At 28.8% G+C, this 18569-nt stretch carries 14 protein-coding genes and 1 tRNA gene; 14 read left to right on the top strand and 1 reads right to left on the bottom strand.

The window, feature by feature from the left end:
- The first annotated feature begins 65 nt into the window (after nt 1-65).
- The 5 genes from INR60_RS13955 (at nt 66) to INR60_RS13935 (ending at nt 5250) form a co-directional block, all read left to right on the top strand.
- Nucleotides 66-2435: a cation-translocating P-type ATPase gene (locus tag INR60_RS13955; protein ID WP_194192115.1), complete on the top strand. Its 2370-nt coding sequence runs from the start codon at nt 66-68 to the stop codon at nt 2433-2435.
- A gap of 135 nt (nt 2436-2570) precedes the next feature.
- Nucleotides 2571-2645, top strand: a tRNA-Arg gene (locus INR60_RS13950).
- 748 nt (nt 2646-3393) lie between these two features.
- Entirely contained in the window at nt 3394-3921 is a 528-nt protein-coding gene (locus INR60_RS13945) for a hypothetical protein (RefSeq protein ID WP_194192114.1), read from the top strand.
- A gap of 208 nt (nt 3922-4129) precedes the next feature.
- Nucleotides 4130-4570, top strand: a complete 441-nt coding sequence (locus INR60_RS13940) for a hypothetical protein (protein ID WP_194192113.1) — start codon at nt 4130-4132, stop codon at nt 4568-4570.
- 77 nt (nt 4571-4647) lie between these two features.
- The gene (locus tag INR60_RS13935) at nt 4648-5250 is read left to right on the top strand and encodes a PepSY domain-containing protein (RefSeq protein WP_194192112.1); all 603 of its coding nucleotides are present in this window, start codon (nt 4648-4650) and stop codon (nt 5248-5250) included.
- Nucleotides 5251-5272: 22 nt separating this feature from the next.
- On the opposite strand, the gene INR60_RS13930 is transcribed toward INR60_RS13935, so the two are convergent.
- On the bottom strand, nt 5273-6517 hold the full coding sequence (locus INR60_RS13930; RefSeq protein WP_194192111.1) for an MFS transporter: 1245 nt from the start codon (nt 6515-6517) through the stop codon (nt 5273-5275).
- A 97-nt stretch (nt 6518-6614) separates the two neighbouring features.
- Here INR60_RS13930 and INR60_RS13925 point away from each other — a divergent pair, with 97 nt between their 5' ends.
- From INR60_RS13925 to gmuD, 9 genes are all read left to right on the top strand, one after another.
- A complete protein-coding gene (locus INR60_RS13925) occupies nt 6615-6989 on the top strand; it encodes a hypothetical protein (RefSeq protein ID WP_194192110.1) in 375 nt (124 codons plus the stop codon).
- Between the two features lie 567 nt (nt 6990-7556).
- Nucleotides 7557-8807, top strand: a complete 1251-nt coding sequence (locus INR60_RS13920) for a hemolysin family protein (RefSeq protein WP_194192109.1) — start codon at nt 7557-7559, stop codon at nt 8805-8807.
- 116 nt (nt 8808-8923) lie between these two features.
- A complete protein-coding gene (locus INR60_RS13915) occupies nt 8924-9370 on the top strand; it encodes a nucleoside deaminase (protein ID WP_194192108.1) in 447 nt (148 codons plus the stop codon).
- Nucleotides 9371-9444: 74 nt separating this feature from the next.
- Nucleotides 9445-10227 (top strand): prolipoprotein diacylglyceryl transferase, encoded by a 783-nt coding sequence (lgt, locus tag INR60_RS13910; RefSeq protein WP_194192107.1) that lies wholly within the window; start codon nt 9445-9447, stop codon nt 10225-10227.
- Nucleotides 10228-10373: 146 nt separating this feature from the next.
- The gene (locus INR60_RS13905) at nt 10374-11441 is read left to right on the top strand and encodes a linear amide C-N hydrolase (protein ID WP_194192106.1); all 1068 of its coding nucleotides are present in this window, start codon (nt 10374-10376) and stop codon (nt 11439-11441) included.
- Nucleotides 11442-11661: 220 nt separating this feature from the next.
- Complete coding sequence (locus INR60_RS13900) at nt 11662-13659, top strand: fructose-specific PTS transporter subunit EIIC (protein WP_194192105.1); 1998 nt, start codon at nt 11662-11664, stop codon at nt 13657-13659.
- A gap of 68 nt (nt 13660-13727) precedes the next feature.
- Nucleotides 13728-16346, top strand: coding sequence for a glycoside hydrolase family 38 N-terminal domain-containing protein (locus INR60_RS13895; RefSeq protein WP_194192104.1), 2619 nt, complete (start codon nt 13728-13730; stop codon nt 16344-16346).
- A 26-nt stretch (nt 16347-16372) separates the two neighbouring features.
- Nucleotides 16373-17179, top strand: coding sequence for a MurR/RpiR family transcriptional regulator (locus INR60_RS13890; protein ID WP_194192103.1), 807 nt, complete (start codon nt 16373-16375; stop codon nt 17177-17179).
- Between the two features lie 2 nt (nt 17180-17181).
- Nucleotides 17182-18558, top strand: coding sequence for a 6-phospho-beta-glucosidase GmuD (gene gmuD, locus INR60_RS13885; protein WP_194192102.1), 1377 nt, complete (start codon nt 17182-17184; stop codon nt 18556-18558).
- Nucleotides 18559-18569 lie beyond the last annotated feature (11 nt).

Genomic DNA, 18569 nt, shown 5'->3' with positions numbered 1-18569 from the left:
AGAGTATATTAAGATTAATCAACTACAATGTATATATGTTATAAAAAGTAATAAGGAGCAAAAGTATGGAGTGTAGATCTATAGAAAAGGATGCTTTAGATAATAAGATTTATGGATTAACTGACAAAGAAGTAAGAGAAAGAGTTGAAAAAGGTGAGGTTAACAAGTTACCTACAGCACCTTCAAAGACTTTTGGACAAATTTTAAGGTCAAACTTTTTTACGATGTTTAATGCGCTTAATCTTGTATTAGCAACAGCAGTTATTTTAGCTGGTTCGCCTAAAAATGCTATATTTGCAGGTGTTATAGTAGTAAACAGCTTAATTGGTGTAGTTCAAGAAGTTAAAGCTAAAAAAATAATAGAAAGTTTATCAGTTATAAGTGAAGCTCATTGTAGAGTAATGAGAGATGGAAAAATCAAAAAGATTGGCGTAGAAGAAATAGTTAAAGACGATGTAGTATATTTAACTACAGGTGATCAAATCTTAGCTGATGGATACTTAGAGTTTGGAAACGAAATAGAGATTGATGAATCTATGCTTACAGGAGAAGCTGATCCGATACATAAAACAAAGGATTCGAAGATGTTATCAGGAAGTTTTGTAGTAGCCGGTGATGGATATATGAAAGTTAAAGAAGTAGGTTCTAATACATATTCTTCAAAACTTGCAGATGAAGCTAGAAAATTTAAGATAGCAAATTCAGAATTACAAAATTCATTAAATAAAATATTAAAAATATTATTATTCTTAATAATACCTATAGGTGCATTACTTGCAACAACTCAACTTTATTTTATAAAAGCAAGTTGGCAAGAAGCAGTTTTAGGAACAGTTTCAGGTATTATAGGAATGGTACCAGAAGGTTTAGTATTACTTACAAGTGCAACATTTATAGTAGCAATAATAAAGCTTTCACAATACGATACGTTAGTTCAAGAGCTTTCAGCTACAGAAGTACTTGCAAGAGTAGATGTTCTTTGCGTTGACAAAACAGGAACAGTTACAGAAGGAAGATTAAATTTACACGAAACAAAAGTAGTTTCAGATAAATTTACTAAAGAAGATATAGATAAAGTTTTAGCTAGTATATCTCATAACCTTCCGAGTAAAAACCCTACTCAACAAGCTATATTAGACAAATACAAAGAAGATTCAAATTTAGATATAATAGAAAAAATGCCTTTCTCATCAAAGAGAAAATGGGGAGGTATAATAGTAAAAGATATGGGAGCTTGGATTTTAGGAGCACCAGAAATAGTACTTGAAAATAGATACGATGAAATAAAAGAAGAAGTAGAAGAAGAGGCTAGAAAAGGAAGAAGAGTTTTAGCTTTAGTAAAATCAAAAATGACTTCATTTAAAGGCGATGTTATTTTAGATACAGAAAAAGCTGCAATAGTAGTAATTGAAGATATAATTAGAGCGGATGCACCTGAAACTTTAAAATTCTTTAGAGAAGAAGGAGTGGATGTAAAAGTTATTTCAGGAGATAACCCTGTAACGGTAGCATCTGTTGCAAAGAGAGCTGGAGTTCAAGGCGCTGAAAACTATGTAGATGCAAGGGAACTTCCAAGCGATGTAGAAGAGTTAAGAAAAGAAGTTGATAAATACTCAATTTTCGGAAGAGTTACACCTCATCAGAAAAAAGCTTTAGTAAAAGCACTTCAAGCAAATGGTCATACAGTAGCTATGACAGGTGATGGAGTAAACGACGTATTAGCTTTAAAAGAAGCTGACTGCGGAATAGCTATGGCAAACGGATCTGATGCAACTAAAGCAGTAGCTCAATTAGTTTTAATGAAATCTAACTTTAATGCACTTCCTAAGGTAGTTGCAGAAGGAAGACAACAAATAAACAACTTAGAGAGAGTAGCACAATTATTCTTATCTAAAACAACTTACTCAATAATACTTGCAGTGGTATTCTCAGTATTATTAATGCCATTCCCTATAGAGCCGATTCAATTATCTCTTATAGGAAGTTGCGCTATAGGAATACCAGCTATGTTCTTAGCTTTATTACCAAATAAAAATAGAGTTAAAAAAGGATTCTTAGGAAGAATTCTTACAGCTAGTTTACCAAACGGAATACTTATAGCAACCTTTGTTTCTTTAGGGTTTATAATACCTTACAAACACGGAGTGCCGATAGAACAATGCAGAACTTTAGCAGTTCTTATGTTAGCTGGAGTAAGTATGATAATTTTATTTAAAGTTGCATTACCACTTACACCATTTAAAATATTCTTAGTATTTTCTATGATAGGTATAGTAGCTTTAGCGTTTGTTATTCCTATAGGACGTGAAATATTTAGTTTAACAACTTTAACTAAAACACAGTGGCTATTATCAGGTGCAGCAATAGCAGCATCGGCACCACTTTTAGCAACTATAGTAAGTGTAGTTAGAGTTAAGAAAAACGTAGAACAATAAGATTTAAAATTATATTAAAGCGGTTATAAAACTAAAGATTAGTTTTATAACTGCTTTTGTTTTGTAAAAAAATAGGATAAATTATAGAGAATTATTTGACAGTAGAGTAAATAAGTAATAAAATTTAATAGGTAAGCTCCCATAGTTTAATGGATAGAACAATCCCCTCCTAAGGGATAGATACAGGTTCGATTCCTGTTGGGAGTGCCACAAGCAATAAGAAAACGGCTAAGCCATTATGGTTTAGCCGTTTTTGTTTGAGTTTAAGGAGACAGGTGGGTTAATGAAATTTTTTTGTAGATTTATAGGTAGTATTGTCTAAATAGATTATTTGCAATGTATGAAACTATTGTATTAAAATACAATAGTTGGTAAAATATTTCTGCAAATATAATACAAATGAGAGGAGTTAGGATGAAAAAAGTTTTGTTATTGGATAAATTAATTACTTATTTTAAAGTATTTGTTCTAGCAACTGTGGATAAAGCATGGATAGAGTAATATATTTATTGTTAGTAATATTTATTGATATTTTAAGTTCAATAGGTATTTTTTTATTATTGAATTTTATATTTTTAAAAGCAGCTTCAGTTAAATATAATAAAGATTATGAAAAATATAATTTTTATTTTTATATTTTAAGTAATATAATATCTAGTTTTATTGTTATAAATTTAATTGAGATATTTAATTTAAAAATAATAGGATATATCTACTTGTTAGTTTCAGCTTTTATAAAAATATTAAGGTTAATAAAATTAAGAGATTATATAAAAATATAGATAAACATAGAAAAATTTATATATAAGTTTTAGAGATAATAATAAAAGAGAATATAGAGGATATGGAGAGGCTTATATTAATAATTTGGAATTTGAATTATAAAAATTGAAATGATTGACATCAATGGATACTATATTCTAATATATAGTAGAATATAGTATTTTAGGAGGGAGCTATGAAAAAAATAGCATTTATTGGAACGCTTTTATTGACTCTGGGGATTTTTGTTGGCTGTGGAAATAATAATAAAGAATTGACTGATAAAACAAGTGAATCATCTGTTACTGTTGGTGATTCAGATTTAAATAAAGAAGAAACTAGTAACAAGGAATCAGAGGATGAGCAAAATGAAAAAAATAAGCAGAAAGATAAAGAAGAACAGCAAGAAAGGGACAGACAGAGTAAAATAGAAGAACAGAAAGAAAAGGAAAAGAAAAGGGAAAAAGAAAGAAAAGAAAAAGAATTAGAGGAAAAGAAAAAAAGAAAAATATCTGAAAAACCTAAATTAAATTTAACCGAAGAACAAATTTATAAGAAATTTATAGTGTGTTCTAACTTTAGTCAAGCAACTGAAATTTATAATTCATTTAGCGAGAAATACCCACATTTTTGGGAAACTAATGATTATGATGAGGAACTTGATAAAATAGATAGAGCTTATGATAGAGCGATAGATTATTTTTCAGAGAAAGGATTAATATAATAATTAGAAAAAGAGAGGTTTTAACCTCTCTTTTTCTAAATTTATAGATGGTAGATAGTTACTCGTAAATAGATAACTTTATATATGGATATATTGGAGTAATTGTTATTAGCGATCTATTTTTATGTGAAGGTTGTAGTTTAATTAAAAAATATTATTTATGATATATAATGGTATATAACAGGTGTTATATGGAGGAGAAATAATAATGGAAACTAAAGGTTATGGAGAACTAAAGATACTTACAGAAGGTGAAAATAAATTATATTTATTTGAATCAGAAGGATATTGCACAGGGGATTTTGATTCTTTTAAGGAATTTTTAGAAGATAGGGGGTATAAAAAGTTATCAAAAAAGATTTCAGATATTACAGGAAATGAATTTGTAACTGAAGTTATATCTTCTGAAAGTTCTAAGAGGATGAAAGAGTATATGGGAAAAGGCGATTGCGTAAGGGTAACTTCGCCTAAGGGGATGACAAGCATTCCTTATAAAGAAAAAGATAATTTTAAGGTTACTGATTATGTTTTTTATCATTTAGATGGGAAAATATATGATGGACCAAATAATTTAGAGTATGATTATAGTGATTTTTCAAAAAGGCTAATTAAAGACAATAAGTTTAATATTTGTATAGAAACTGTTTAAAGAATGGTTATGAATAATTCTAAATTAAAGAGTAAAATTAAACATAAGGATTTAATTTTAATTTAGGTGGTGAACTTATGAAAAACGCAAAAGGTATAATTATCGGGATAATCATAGGTGGAGTTGTATTTAGTGGTATAACTTATATCCTTACTAGAAATCACGATAAAAAACTTTTAATGACAGACGAAGAAATAACTATAGATCAAAACATAAATAATAATCAAAATTCTAATAAAGATAATTCCAAAAATAAAACTATAAGCGGTGAGCGCGCTAAAGAAATTATATTTGAAAAAGTTCCAAATGGAAATCTTGTAGAGTTTGGATATGAAGAGGATGAAACTCCTTCATATGACGGAAAAATATTAAAAGAAAATATAGAATATGAGTTTTCAATAGATGCAAAAACTGGGGAAATAATTCAGTTTGATGAGGACTTTGAACCAAACAAAAATAATAATTCAAATGTAAAAGTAATCTCTGAAGATAAGGCTAAAGATATTATGCTTAAAAAAGTTGGAGGCGGAAAATTTTTAGAATTTAAATTAGATAAAGAAAATAAAATTCCTAAATATGAAGGAAGCTTATTAAAAGATAATATAGAGTATGATATTAAAATTAATGCACAAACTGGTGAGATTATAGGCTTTGATAAAGAAAAATATGATGGGAAATAAAAAAGTGGCTTTGCCACTTTTTTTAATTTAACTCATCTAAATTTTTATTAAATATTTGAAGTAAGAAAATAATAGATGTAATTACTCCGAATATTAAAAATAATTGCTCTATAGTTATAAATTCTACCACTCCGCCTAATATAAATGCAGCTATTGGAGTTATCCCTTGAGATAAAGATCCTAAAATTGAAGTTAACCTCATTAAATATTCTTTATCTATCTTTGTAGTAATAGCTATTTGAATGGGGATATTTATAGTTATTAAAGCACCTCCCATAATAAAGCCACCTAAGGCTAATAAAACATATATTTCTGGGAAATTAAAATAGCGTATAACTGAAAAAAAGCAGTAAACCACTCCTAAAATAAACCCGCCTAAAATAAAAATATTTTTCCCACCAAATTTACGTTTAAGCTTTGGAACAAATAAAGCAAAAACAGTCATCGCTATTAAAAGCGGTGTTTCTAATATAGAAATCCCTTCAGGACCTAGCCCTAAATCAGCTACATATGCTGGCGAAAAAGAACTTATAGGAACAAATAAAGCATTAATTATAGTTGCAAAAACACATAAATTTATAAAAAATTTGCTTCCTAAAAGAACCTTAAAACCATCTTTAAAATCAGAAATCCCAGACTTTAAAGTTAATTTTTTAGAGTTTACAAAGTCATCTTTATATTTAAGTGAAAATACTATTATTCCACAGATAAAGAAAGTTATAGAATCAATTATTAAAGCTCCTCCTATACCAAATAAGGATAAAATAATAGGGGATATTGCTATCCCTAAAACTTGGCTTGCGTTTGTAAGTGAGGCGTTAAAAGAAAGACCTAAGTCTATTTTTTCTTCTTTTAAGATAAGTGGCATTATCGAAATAGAAGGCGGGTGCCTAAAACTTTCTAAAGTAGAATTTAAAAATGTAACTAAAAGAATGTGAAAAGTAGTTACATTACCTGAAAAATATAAGATTGAAATGGTTAAAGCTAAGCTTCCTCTTAATATATCGCAAAGAAAAATAGTGTTCTTTTTTGGGAAATAAGATGTAATAACTCCGGAAAACATTCCAAAAATTAAATTTGGCAAACCACTTACTCCAAAAGTTATAGCAAGCAGAGATTTAGAGCCTGTAATTTCGTAGATTAACCATGCAAAAGCTATAGTATCTATTCCATCTCCGAAACGAGTTATTGTAGCCCCGGCTAAATTTTTTAAATATTGCTTTTCTGAAAGCAAAGATTTAAACGAAATTTCTTTTCTGTCCGTCATTTAAGTCCCCCTTTTTAAGAATTGATTTAAAGTATAATAACATAAAAATCCATTTTATTCCATAAAATATATAAATATAATTTTAGGAGAATTTTGTATGTTTAAAAAATTTATAATTTCAAAATTAGCAAAAATTAAAATAGTTGAATCAAAAAGGGGGATGTTAACTGTTAAATTAGATATTTTAGAAAAAATCCCTGAAGAATATATGTTTTATCAAACATATTTAAAAGATGCTCTAAAGATCTTAGAAGGAGTCGAAGACGTTATAGTTAACTTGAATTTATCACAAATAACTATAATTTATAATGAAAATTTACTAAATAGAGATAGGTTACTTTCTTGGATAGAGAAGGTTAAGGAAATAGGATTAAAAAATTATGATTTTATAGAGCAAAATGGGGAAAATAATTTAGAGGGGGTTGTGGATAAATTAACTTTAGAATTAAATGAGGCGAAAAAAGAAATCTGAAAATATTTCTTATGTAAAAATCTATTATTAAGTAAAAAATAAAATTTTTTTATTTTTTATAATCTATATTTTAAAAACAGAGGAAGAAAGGAATGATTAAAACTATTTTTATTTAAATGTATAAAAATATATAAATTTACATTAAATATACTTAAAAGAAAATATAGTAAAATAATAAAATAAGGTTAATTATTTAACAAATCAAAATTCGACAATAAAATAGCTATTTCACTAGGGTTAAGGGGGTTTGAATATATAATATAAAATTAATAGTTAAAATATTAACAAATATAACGAATAGAGTTAAAATTTTAACAAAGAATAAAGTGTTTATTTATTTGAATTTAATATATAATTTTTGGCAATAATAAAAAAGTAAAGTAAAAATCAAAGCTACAATTAGCTACAGAGAGTATGAATTAAATAATAAAAGTTAAATTCCTATAACTGGTATAACTTGAATTAGATATAGTGTACAAACATATAAAAATATAATAGTATATGATATAATTAATTTTAAAATAAATGTTATAAATTACATGTTAAATTACGGGAGAGTGATTATATTTGGACTCTAGTTATACGGGGCAAATTATATTATTAGTAATATTACTTATACTTTCAGGGTTTTTCTCAATGTCTGAGACTGCTCTTATGTCTCTTAGCAAAATAAGAATTAGACATATGGTAGATGAAGGAGTTAAGGGAGCAAAACTTGTTGAAAAGTTAACGGAAGATCCTAACAAACTTTTAGGAGCTATATTAATAGGAAACAATATAGTTAATATCGGAGCATCATCGCTATCAGCATCACTTGCTATTAGTATTTCAGGTGGAAGTGATACAGCTATTGCTATTTCAACTGCATTAATGACTGTTTTAGTTCTTATTTTTGGAGAGATTACTCCAAAATCTATAGCAAAACAAAAATCAGAAGCAGTTGCTTTAAAAGTAAGTAAGCCTGTTAGATTCTGCGTTGGATTCTTTAAGCCTTTTGTTTTCATATTTACTGCTATTTCAAGTCTTTTTATTAGACTGTTTGGTGGAGATCCTAAGGCTACAGAACCTTTTATCACAGAAGAAGAACTTAAAACTATGGTAGGCGTTAGTGAAGAAGAAGGTGTTTTAGAAGATGTTGAAAAGGAAATGATTTTCAACGTATTCGACTTTGCAGATGCTCAAGTTAAAGACATAATGGTTCAAAGAGTTGATATTTCAGCCATAGATATAAATGATGGATATGATGAGATTCTTAAAGTTATAAAAGAAGACCAATTCTCAAGAATACCAGTTTATGAAGACACTATAGATAATATAGTAGGTATTTTAAACGTTAAAGACCTTATAATAGCTGAAAGAACAGAAGGTGAATTTAAGGTTTCTGATTATATGAGAGAAGTTTTCTATACTTTTGAATTTAAAAAGATTACAGATCTATTTAACGAAATGAAAAAAGAAAGAAATCATATAGCTGTCGTGTTAGACGAGTACGGTGGAACTGTTGGTATAGTTACTATCGAAGATTTAGTTGAAGAAATAGTAGGCGAAATCGAAGACGAGTACGATAGGGAAAGAGATATGATAGAAGTAGTTAAAGAAGACGAATATATAGTCGACGGAAGTTCAAGACTTGAAGACGTAAGTGACCTTATAGGAGTCAATATGGAATCAGAAGAGATAGATTCTGTAGGAGGACTTCTTATAGATGAACTTGGTAGAATTCCGGAAGAAAAAGAAGAGATAGTAATAGATAGAATTAGATTTGTAGTAGAAGAAATAGATAAAAACAGAATAAAAAGAGTTAGAATTTATACTTAAAAAGTGATAAAAAGCCCATAATTTTATGGGCTTTTTTTATTTTGCCTAAAAGGCATGTATTAAGTTAAAATATAAAAGTAGAAATATAATGACAAATAAAAATTCGGGGAGATAAAATGGAATTTATTAATTTAGCTATTATTGAAGGCAAGAAGGCTTACGATAAGGGAGAGGTCCCTGTTGGAGCTGTTATTGTAAGGGATGGAGAAGTTATTGGTAGGGGACACAATTTAAAAGAAACTTTGAAAAATCCTTTAGCTCACGCTGAGCTTATCGCAATTAAGGATGCCTGTAAGGCTTTAGGAGATTGGAGACTAAATGGAGCTGAAATATATGTGACTTTAGAACCTTGTCCTATGTGTGCTAGTGCAATAATTCAAAGTAGAATATCTAAACTTTACATTGGAACGTTTAATAGAGATATGGGGGCTTGTGGTTCTGTTGTAGATATTATAAATAACAGATATTTAAACACTAGTCTTAACGTTGAGTGGTTGTATGATGAGAATTGTAGTAGACTTATAACTAAATTTTTTGATGAGAGAAGAAAAGAGGAGCCTTAAAAGTAATAATAAATTAATTTAACTACTAGAAAAATCTGATATATTTAAAAAAACTATCTAAGGAGGGAAGACTTATGAACAATCCAGTGGCATTTCAAATAGGAAATTTTAAAGTTATGTGGTATGGGATATTAATTGCTTGTGGAATAATGCTAGCTTTTGGATTAGCATATATAAATGCTATAAAAAAGAAGCTTGACTTTGAAGTTCTGATAGATATATTTTTAATCTCTTTTCCTTGCGCTATAATTGGAGCGAGATTATATTATGTAATATTTGAATGGAGTGACTATAAAGGAGACATACTAGAAATATTTAATATTAGACACGGAGGACTTGCGATACACGGAGGGCTTATAGGCGCGTTTTTAGCTGCATTTATATATACTAGAGTTAAAAAGATAAACTTTTTAGCTTATGCAGATTTAGTTGCACCATCAATAATACTTGCACAAGCGGTAGGGAGATGGGGAAATTTTATGAATAGCGAAGCTCACGGTGGGCCTGTATCAGAAAAATTTATTTCACATTTTCCAAGCTTTATTCAAAGAGGGATGTATATAAACGGAGAGTATTATCACCCTACGTTTTTATACGAATCAGTATGGGATATATTAGTTTGTGTAGTTTTAATTTATATACTTTATAAAGTAAAAAGAGGGTACGAAGGCGTAGTTATAGGGTCTTATATGATTCTATATTCTTTAGGAAGATTTTTTATAGAAGGATTAAGAACGGATAGTCTTATGTTCTTTGGGCTTAGAATAGCTCAATTAGTATCTTTAGCAGGGGTTGTACTTGGAATTATACTTATAGTTTTAATAATAAAAAGAAGTAAAAAAAGTAGCATTTCATAAAAGGAATGCTACTTTTTTATTATATTTACAAATTACAAATAAAGGATTATAATTTATAAAACAATTATTGGTATTTAAATATTTTATTGGGAAGAATACGAAAGACTAATTTATTTTTGAAAGTAAAAGATGAGGAGGAGATTTATATGTGTACAAATATAACTATTAAATATGATGGTGGGGTAGTAACTGCAAGAACGAATGAATTTGGAGTAATAATAAAAAGTAATGTTTTTAGTATGCCAAGAGGAAGTGAATTAAATGGATTTATAACAGAACCTAAAGGCTTAAAATGGAAAACAAAGTATGGATTTATAGGTATCGATGGTGAAATGATGACAGGAGAAAACGTGGCATTAGATGGATTTAATGAAGAAGGACTCTCAGTTCAAGGATTATATTTCCCAGGTTATGCGAAATATCAGGAAACTAATGATTTTAGTAAAGCAATAACTAATCTAACTTTACCAAATTATATTTTAAGTTTATTTAGTAGTGTTGATGAAGTTAAAGAAGGAATTAAAGATATTGTTATTTGCGGGGAAAGTTTAGGAAGTAATATAGAACCGTTCCATTATCAAGTTAATGATAAGAGTGGAAAAGCGATAGTTATAGAAATTATAGATGGGAAAGTTAAAATTTACGATAATAAATTAGGGGTTATGACTAATAGTCCTGAGTTTAGCTTCCATGAAACTAATTTTAAAAATTATATAAATTTATCACCTTATAATATAGAAAAAGTAGATATAGATGGATTTGTACTTTATCAAACAGGACAAGGAAGTGGTCAATTAGGATTACCAGGTGATATGACACCGCCATCAAGATTTATAAGAGCAGCATTTTATCAATTATGCGCAAACAAAGCTAAAAATAAAGAAGAAGCAATAGATACTGCTTTCCATATATTAAATTCATTTGATATTGTTCCAGGAATATGTAGGCATAAAGTGCCAAAAGAAGCTATAGAATCTATCGGTAGAGATAGATTGTTATTATCTAAAAAAGAAGATATATGTGAGTTAAGTCAGATAACAATTGCAAAAGATCTTACAAATTTTGAGTTTTATTATAAAGATTATTTTAATATGAATATAAGAAAAATAGATTGTAAAAAGATAGATTTGAGTGAGGGTGCAAAACCTGTAAAAGTTAATATATATGAAGGGTTTATGCCAAAGTATAATGATGTAACTGACAAATTAAAATAGATAGTTTAAAAGGTATCACACTGGCTTTTGTGTGATATCTTTTTTGCTTATATGAAATTAATTTCAAAAAAAATTAAATATACATAGTAAACTTATATTTAATTGAAAGTACTTTCAAAGAAAAAAGTATTTTAGAAAGCTAAATCTAAAGGCTTTAAAAACATTTACATGAAAACGTTATAGGTGCATACTAAGAATTGTAAACGGGAGGTGCTTTTAAATGAATAAAAAAATAGTAGCGATTACTGCTTGCGCAGCAGGTATTGCACATACTTATATGGCAGCAGAAAGCTTAAATAAAGCTGGCAATAAAAAGGGTTATAAAATAAAAGTTGAAACACAAGGCTCTATAGGAGCAGAAAATGTATTAACGGAAAAAGAAATAGAAGAAGCAGACGTAGTAATAGTAGCAGCAGATATCAGTATTGATTTAATGAGATTTACAGGGAAAAAAGTGTTTGTTGCAAAATCAATAGATGCAATAAAAGATCCAGAAGCTTTAATAGAAAAAGCTTTCAATGAGGGAGAAATATTTGGAGCAAAGGGAACTAAAGTTGGGAAAGTCACTTTAGGAAAAACTGATAATAAGTTTGTAACTCACATAATGAGTGGTATATCTTATATGGTACCTATGGTAATTGCAGCAGGTTTACTTTTAGCAGTAGCTAATATATTTGCATTCCAAAAAAATGATTTAGGACAGATCGTAAACTGGGGATTTGATACATCTACTCAGTTAGGATATTTAATGTCAAAACTTTTTGCAGTAGGACAAGTTGGATTTAAACTTATGATTCCTCTATTTGCAGGATTTGTTGCAAATTCAATAGCTGATAAACCAGCTATAGCACCAGCTATGATAGGTGCATATTTAGCAAATGATCCAGAGTTTTTAGGAACCCAAACAGGCGGAGGATTTATATCAGCAATATTAGTTGCATTTATAGTTGGATACCTTGTAAAAGGTTTAAAGAAACTAAAGTGGCCAAAAATTTTACAACCATTATTAGCAATTATGATAATACCTTTAATAGCTACTTTTGTAATAACTATAATTGTACTTTATATGATAGGTGGTCCTATAGCAGGTCTTATGGACTGGTTATATAACAGTTTAACTTACTTAAATGATACTTATTCAAGTGCACCATTTATAGTAGGAGCAGTTATTGGAGCTATGATAGGATTCGACTTTGGAGGTCCTGTTAATAAGACAGCTTTAATATTTGGAACAGCAGTATTTACAGATACTGTAGCTAAGTTTGGTATTCAAAATGCTAACTTTGTTCCAGGAACAGCAGCACAAGCTGCAATATCAGTAGCGCCACTTGGAATATGGCTTGCGTCAATGTTATTTAAAAACAAGTTCACTAAAGAAGAAAAAATATCAGCAAGTTCAGCCTTTGGTATGGGTATAGTAGGGGTTACAGAAGGGGCAATACCTTTTGCAGCATCAAACCCAGTTCAAATGATTACAGCATCAGTTGCAGGTTCAGCTTTAGCTGGAGGTCTTGTAGGATTAACTGGATGTAAATTCTACGGAGGTATAGGTTCTCCACTTGGAACTTTCATAGGATATATAGAACAACCTATTCCTTTTATAACATGGATATTATGTACTTCTGCAGGTATCTTAGTTACAGCGTTAATTATTGGATTCTGGAGAAAACCAGTACCAGAAAATAAGATGGATGACGAATTACAATATGAAACTGACAAGAATATCGAAGTAAATATAACAGAAGTTATAGAAGAAAAGAATTCTATAAATAAAGATGTATTTGATAAAACTCATATATATGTAGATGAAAATTCAAAAACTCAAGACGAAGCTTATAAATTTATAGCTAAAATAGCTAAAAAACACGGATACGTTAAAAGTGAAGAAGAATATTACAAAGGATTATGGAAAAGAGAAGAAGAGGCAACAACAGGTTTTAATGATGGAATAGCGATTCCACATAGCAAAAATAAAACAGTAATAAAACCAGGGGTGTTCTTAATAAAATTCAAAAATGGCATAGAGTGGAATTCATTAGATGGCAAAGCTATAAAAACTGCATTTGCACTTACAATACCAGAAGACGGTGCAGAAAATCACTTAAAAATATTAAGTGCAATAGCAACTGAGCTGATTGATGATGACTTTAGAAATAATATTGTAACTGAAACTAATAAAGATAAATTATATAAATTAGTATCACAAATAAAGTTTTAATTAATAAAAATCCACTAAAAGTATAGCTTTTGGTGGATTTTTAAAAATAGTTTTAAGGAGAAGTAGTTATGAAAAAGGTACACGTATACTCGCATACACATTGGGATTATGAGTGGTATTTCACTGCAAATGAATCAATAATACAACTTATATATCACATGGACGAAGTAATGGACGCATTAGAAGAGGGATTAATTAATAATTATTTACTAGATGGACAAATGAGCATATTAGAAGAGTATTTAAAGTTTGCACCTAGTAATTTTGATAGAGTAAAAAAATTAGTAGAGGAAAAAAAACTTATATTAGGACCTTGGTATACACAAACTGATGAACTTATTATAGATGGTGAATCTATAGTAAGAAATTTATTTTATGGAATAAAATCAGCTGAAAAGTTTGGAGACTATATGAAAGTTGCATACCTTCCAGATTCATTTGGTCAAACTAAAGATTTACCAAAGATAATGAATGGTTTTGATATAAAGAGAAGCATATTTTGGAGAGGTGTATCTAAAGATAATTGCAAAAACAGAGAGTTTTTATGGAAAGGTGAAGATGAAAGTTCTTTATTAGTTTATAACATAAAAAACGGATATTTTTATGGTGGGAACTTAATTTATAGTGACGATGTAGAAACTGTTGAAAACACTATATTAGATGGGGTTTCAAAAGAAAACATATTACTTCCTGTAGGGGGAGATCAAAGGTATGTTGATTTTAACATAAAAGATAGAATAGACCTTTATAAAAATAAAACAAAAAATAACTTAGAATACGTAGAGAGTTCATGTGAAGAATTCTTTGATGAATTAGAAAAAGAAGGAAACTTTGAAGAGGTTTTAGGGGAGTTTGTAAACCCTTCAAATTCAAAGATTCATAGGTCTATATATTCATCAAGATACGATCATAAATATTTAAATGATAAAGTTGAGAGAATGCTAATTTATAAATTAGAGCCTCTTATGGTAATTGCACAAAACTTAGGGATAGAGCCTAAAACAGAAATGCTAGAAGCTATATGGAAGAAGCTTTTGATGAATCATGCACACGATAGTGCTTGTGGATGTAACAGTGATAAAACAAATAGAAGTATATTAAATCGACTAATAGAGGCTGATGAATTAGCTTATTCAGCTCATGATTATATAGTAAGAAAAATTAGTGAATCTTTAGAAGATAAAAAAGAAAATGATCTAATTTTAATAAATACACTACCTAAAAAAAGAAAAGTAAACTCAAAGATAACTGTAAGTACAAAGTTTAAAAACTTTAAAATAATGGATAAAAATGGTGATGAAGTTCCATATCAAATTCTAAATACTTTAAAAGAATATAGTGGTAGTATTAAAAAAGATGAAAAAGATTATGATGAAAATCTTTATTATTACGTATCTAAAATTCTTATAGATAAAGAAATTTCAGGACTTGGAATTTTAAAACTTCAAATAATCGAAGATAAAAATGAAAATATTATAAAAGAAAGGGTAATGGATTCTAGAGAAATAGAGGATAATTTCTTTAAAGTATCTTTAACAGATGGAAAGATAAATATTTTTGATAAAAGAAGAAAAATGCTTTTAGAAGATTGTGTTTATATAGAAGAATCTGGAGATGATGGAGACACGTACGATTACTCACCACCTGAAAAAGACTTATTACTTAAATTTACTTTTGAAAATTCTACAGTTTCAAAAGTAAAAGGAGATATATTTAATGAGCTAAAAATAAAAGGAAAATTTAAAGTTCCAAAGGATTTAAAAGCTAGAGAAGAAGAGGTTTTAAATAGTGATATAGATTATAAATTAAAGATATCTTTAAATAACAGTAAAAACATAGATTTTCATTTAGAACTAAATAATACCGCAAATGATCACAGAATGAGGGCAGTCTTAGATACAGGAATAACTAGTAAATACAGCATTTCAGATACTGCTTTTGGAGTGATAAAAAGAGAAAACAAGCCAAAGCACTTAGATAACTGGAGGGAGCTTTTATGGAAAGAGGAGCCGACTCCTATATATCCTATGCTTCATTTTGTAGGGCTTCAAAACGAAAATTCTAGCGCTTATATCTTTAATAAAGGAATAAAAGAATACGAGATTTTAGACGACTCTAAAATAGCTTTAACTCTTTTTAGAAGCGTAGGGTATCTTGGAAAGCCAGATTTAATAAGGAGACCTGGAGTTGCATCTGGAAATGAATTTAAATATATAGAAACTCCAGACAGTGAATTAATAAAAAAAATGAAGTTTAAATTTTCTTTATGCTTAGATAATCTTATAAGTTTAAACCAAGTTAGTGAAAGATGGAAAGATTACGCAACTACAGTTTTAGATTATCAAGTTCAAGAAATAAATAGGTTTACTAATACTTTAAAGTATTTTGTTATGCATCCTTTAAGAGAAAAATTAAACCTTTCAGAGAGTTTAATAGATACAGATAAGTTAAAAGATATAAAAATTACATCAATATCACCTATAGATAAAAACTCGTATTTTATAAGATTCGTAAATAATGGTGAAGAAATTATAGATTCAGGTGAAATTTTTATAGAAAACTGTAAAAACCATCAATGGATTGATATGAATAATAAAGGTAAATCTGATAAAATTAACTATGAAGGGTGTATAAACCTTGGAGAATTTAAAAAAGGTGAAATAAAAACTTTAAAAATTAATTTTTAACTTAAGATAGGGGCTGGATTTAGAAAATGAATAAAGAGATAATTTTAAGAATAACACATTCTAAGATGGAGTTTACTTACGTTGAAGAAAAGATAGCGGAATATTTTTTAGAAAATAATCCAAGTTTGCCTATAAACGAATTATCAAAAAAATTATGTGTTTCTCCAGCGTCTATAACAAGATTCTGTAAGAAAATAGGACTTAGTAATTTTAAGGAGCTTAATTATTTATATAGTGAGCATTTAAAAGATTTAGATAAATTTAGTGCTTCAAATATAGCTACAGATTTACACTCATCTTACACTAAAATATTCAGTTATATAGATAATAATTTTGAAAAAGAAAAGATAGAGAAAATATGTAAATATATCTATGAAAATAGATTTATGCATATATTTGGTCTTGGACTTAGCGCAACAGCTGCGCAAGATTTTAAATTTAGATTTTCAAGAACAGGTAAGCTTATAGAGGTAATATACGATAAAGATGCTATTGCAATGACTTGCGAACTCCTAAAAGAAGGAGATTTAGTATTTATATTTTCACTTAGAGGAAATAGAAGTTTAGAAAGATATGCAGAGAAGTTAAAAGAAAAAGGCGTAACTATTATATCTATAACAGGAAACAAAAATTCTAAGCTTACAAAATTATCAGATGTATTTTTACTTACAGCAAATCTTGAAGGAGAAGAATCGACTGGTATGATGTCAGCGCAGATTCCAATCCTTATACAAATAGATTTAATTTATTACTATTACGTAAGAAGATACAGCGATGTATTAGAACAATGGATTTCAACAGAAAAAGTTTTTGTGAAAGAAAAGGGGAGATAGGTATGATTAAATTTCCAGAGAATTTTTATTTTGGGAGTGCAGCTTCAGCAACTCAAACAGAGGGAGCAAATAGCGTAGACGGGAAAGGGAAAAATATTTGGGATTACTGGTATGAAACTGAAAGTTTTAGATTTCATAACAATATAGGACCAGATGTTGCGTCTACTTTTTATGAAAATTACAAAGAAGATATAAAGTTATTAAAAGAAACAGGACACAACTCTTTTAGATTATCTATAAGCTGGTCAAGAATGTTTAAAGATGGTTTTGGAGAAGTTAATGAAAAAGCTGTTCAGTTTTATAACAATGTTATAGATGAAATGATAGAAAATGGAGTAGAACCTTTTGTGAACTTATTCCATTTTGATATGCCATACGAATTACAAAAAATAGGCGGATGGGAAAATAGATTAGTGGTTAGTTACTACGCAGAGTTTGCTAAAACTTGCTTTGAGTTATTTGGAGATAGAGTTAAGCATTGGTTTACATTTAATGAGCCTATGGTTCACGTAGAGTGCGGATACTATTTAGGATACCACTACCCTTACAAAGTAGATCCTAAAGCTGCTGTTTTAGTAGCCTATCACACAGCTCTTGCAAGTGCTTTAGCTATAAAAGAATACAAAAAATTAAAGGGTGATGGAAAGATTGGTATGATAATAAACCTTTCACCATGCTACCCTAGAAGTGAGTACAAAAGTGATTTAAAAGCAGCTTATATCGCTGATTTATTCTGTAATAAAAGCTTTTTAGACCCAGCTGTAAAAGGAGAATTTACTAAAGATTTAGTAGATATAATTAAAAAGCATGATTTAATGCCAGAAGTAGATAGTGAAGACTTAAAAGATATAAAAGAAAATACTATAAACTTTTTAGGAGTAAATTATTATCAACCTAGAAGAGTTTGTGCTAAAGCAAACCTTCCAAACCCAGAAGCTCCTTTTATGCCTGAATACTATTATGACCACTACGAGATGCCAGGTAGAAAGATGAATCCTCACAGAGGCTGGGAGATTTACGAAAAAGGTATATACGATATAGCGATAAACATAAGAGATAATTATGGAAATATAGAATGGATGATAACTGAAAACGGAATGGGCGTTGAAGGGGAAGAAAAGTTTAAAGTAAATAATGAAATTCAAGATGATTATAGAATAGAATTTTATAAAGACCATTTAACTTGGCTTCACAAAGCTATGGATGAAGGTGCTAATTGTGTAGGATATCACGTTTGGACTTTTATAGATAACTGGTCTTGGTTAAATGCTTATAAAAATAGATATGGATTAGTTTCTTTAGATTTAGACACTCAAAATAGAACTATAAAAAAGAGTGGTAAATGGTTTAAAGAACTTTCAGAAAATAAAGGATTTTAGGGGGAATAGTT

It is taken from the genome of Clostridium chrysemydis, assembly GCF_015234215.1.
GTDB lineage: Bacteria > Bacillota > Clostridia > Clostridiales > Clostridiaceae > Clostridium > Clostridium chrysemydis.
This window is presented reverse-complemented; position numbering and strand designations above follow the sequence as displayed.

Excerpts from the sequence above, each read along its gene's own strand:
- INR60_RS13955 (WP_194192115.1), top strand. The coding sequence starts at position 66 with ATGGAGTGTAGATCTATAGAAAAGGATGCTTTAGATAATAAGATTTAT.
- INR60_RS13945 (WP_194192114.1), top strand. The coding sequence starts at position 3,394 with ATGAAAAAAATAGCATTTATTGGAACGCTTTTATTGACTCTGGGGATT.
- INR60_RS13940 (WP_194192113.1), top strand. The coding sequence starts at position 4,130 with ATGGAAACTAAAGGTTATGGAGAACTAAAGATACTTACAGAAGGTGAA.
- INR60_RS13935 (WP_194192112.1), top strand. The coding sequence starts at position 4,648 with ATGAAAAACGCAAAAGGTATAATTATCGGGATAATCATAGGTGGAGTT.
- INR60_RS13930 (WP_194192111.1), bottom strand. The coding sequence starts at position 6,517 with ATGACGGACAGAAAAGAAATTTCGTTTAAATCTTTGCTTTCAGAAAAG.
- INR60_RS13925 (WP_194192110.1), top strand. The coding sequence starts at position 6,615 with ATGTTTAAAAAATTTATAATTTCAAAATTAGCAAAAATTAAAATAGTT.
- INR60_RS13915 (WP_194192108.1), top strand. The coding sequence starts at position 8,924 with ATGGAATTTATTAATTTAGCTATTATTGAAGGCAAGAAGGCTTACGAT.
- lgt (WP_194192107.1), top strand. The coding sequence starts at position 9,445 with ATGAACAATCCAGTGGCATTTCAAATAGGAAATTTTAAAGTTATGTGG.
- INR60_RS13905 (WP_194192106.1), top strand. The coding sequence starts at position 10,374 with ATGTGTACAAATATAACTATTAAATATGATGGTGGGGTAGTAACTGCA.
- INR60_RS13900 (WP_194192105.1), top strand. The coding sequence starts at position 11,662 with ATGAATAAAAAAATAGTAGCGATTACTGCTTGCGCAGCAGGTATTGCA.
- INR60_RS13895 (WP_194192104.1), top strand. The coding sequence starts at position 13,728 with ATGAAAAAGGTACACGTATACTCGCATACACATTGGGATTATGAGTGG.
- INR60_RS13890 (WP_194192103.1), top strand. The coding sequence starts at position 16,373 with ATGAATAAAGAGATAATTTTAAGAATAACACATTCTAAGATGGAGTTT.
- gmuD (WP_194192102.1), top strand. The coding sequence starts at position 17,182 with ATGATTAAATTTCCAGAGAATTTTTATTTTGGGAGTGCAGCTTCAGCA.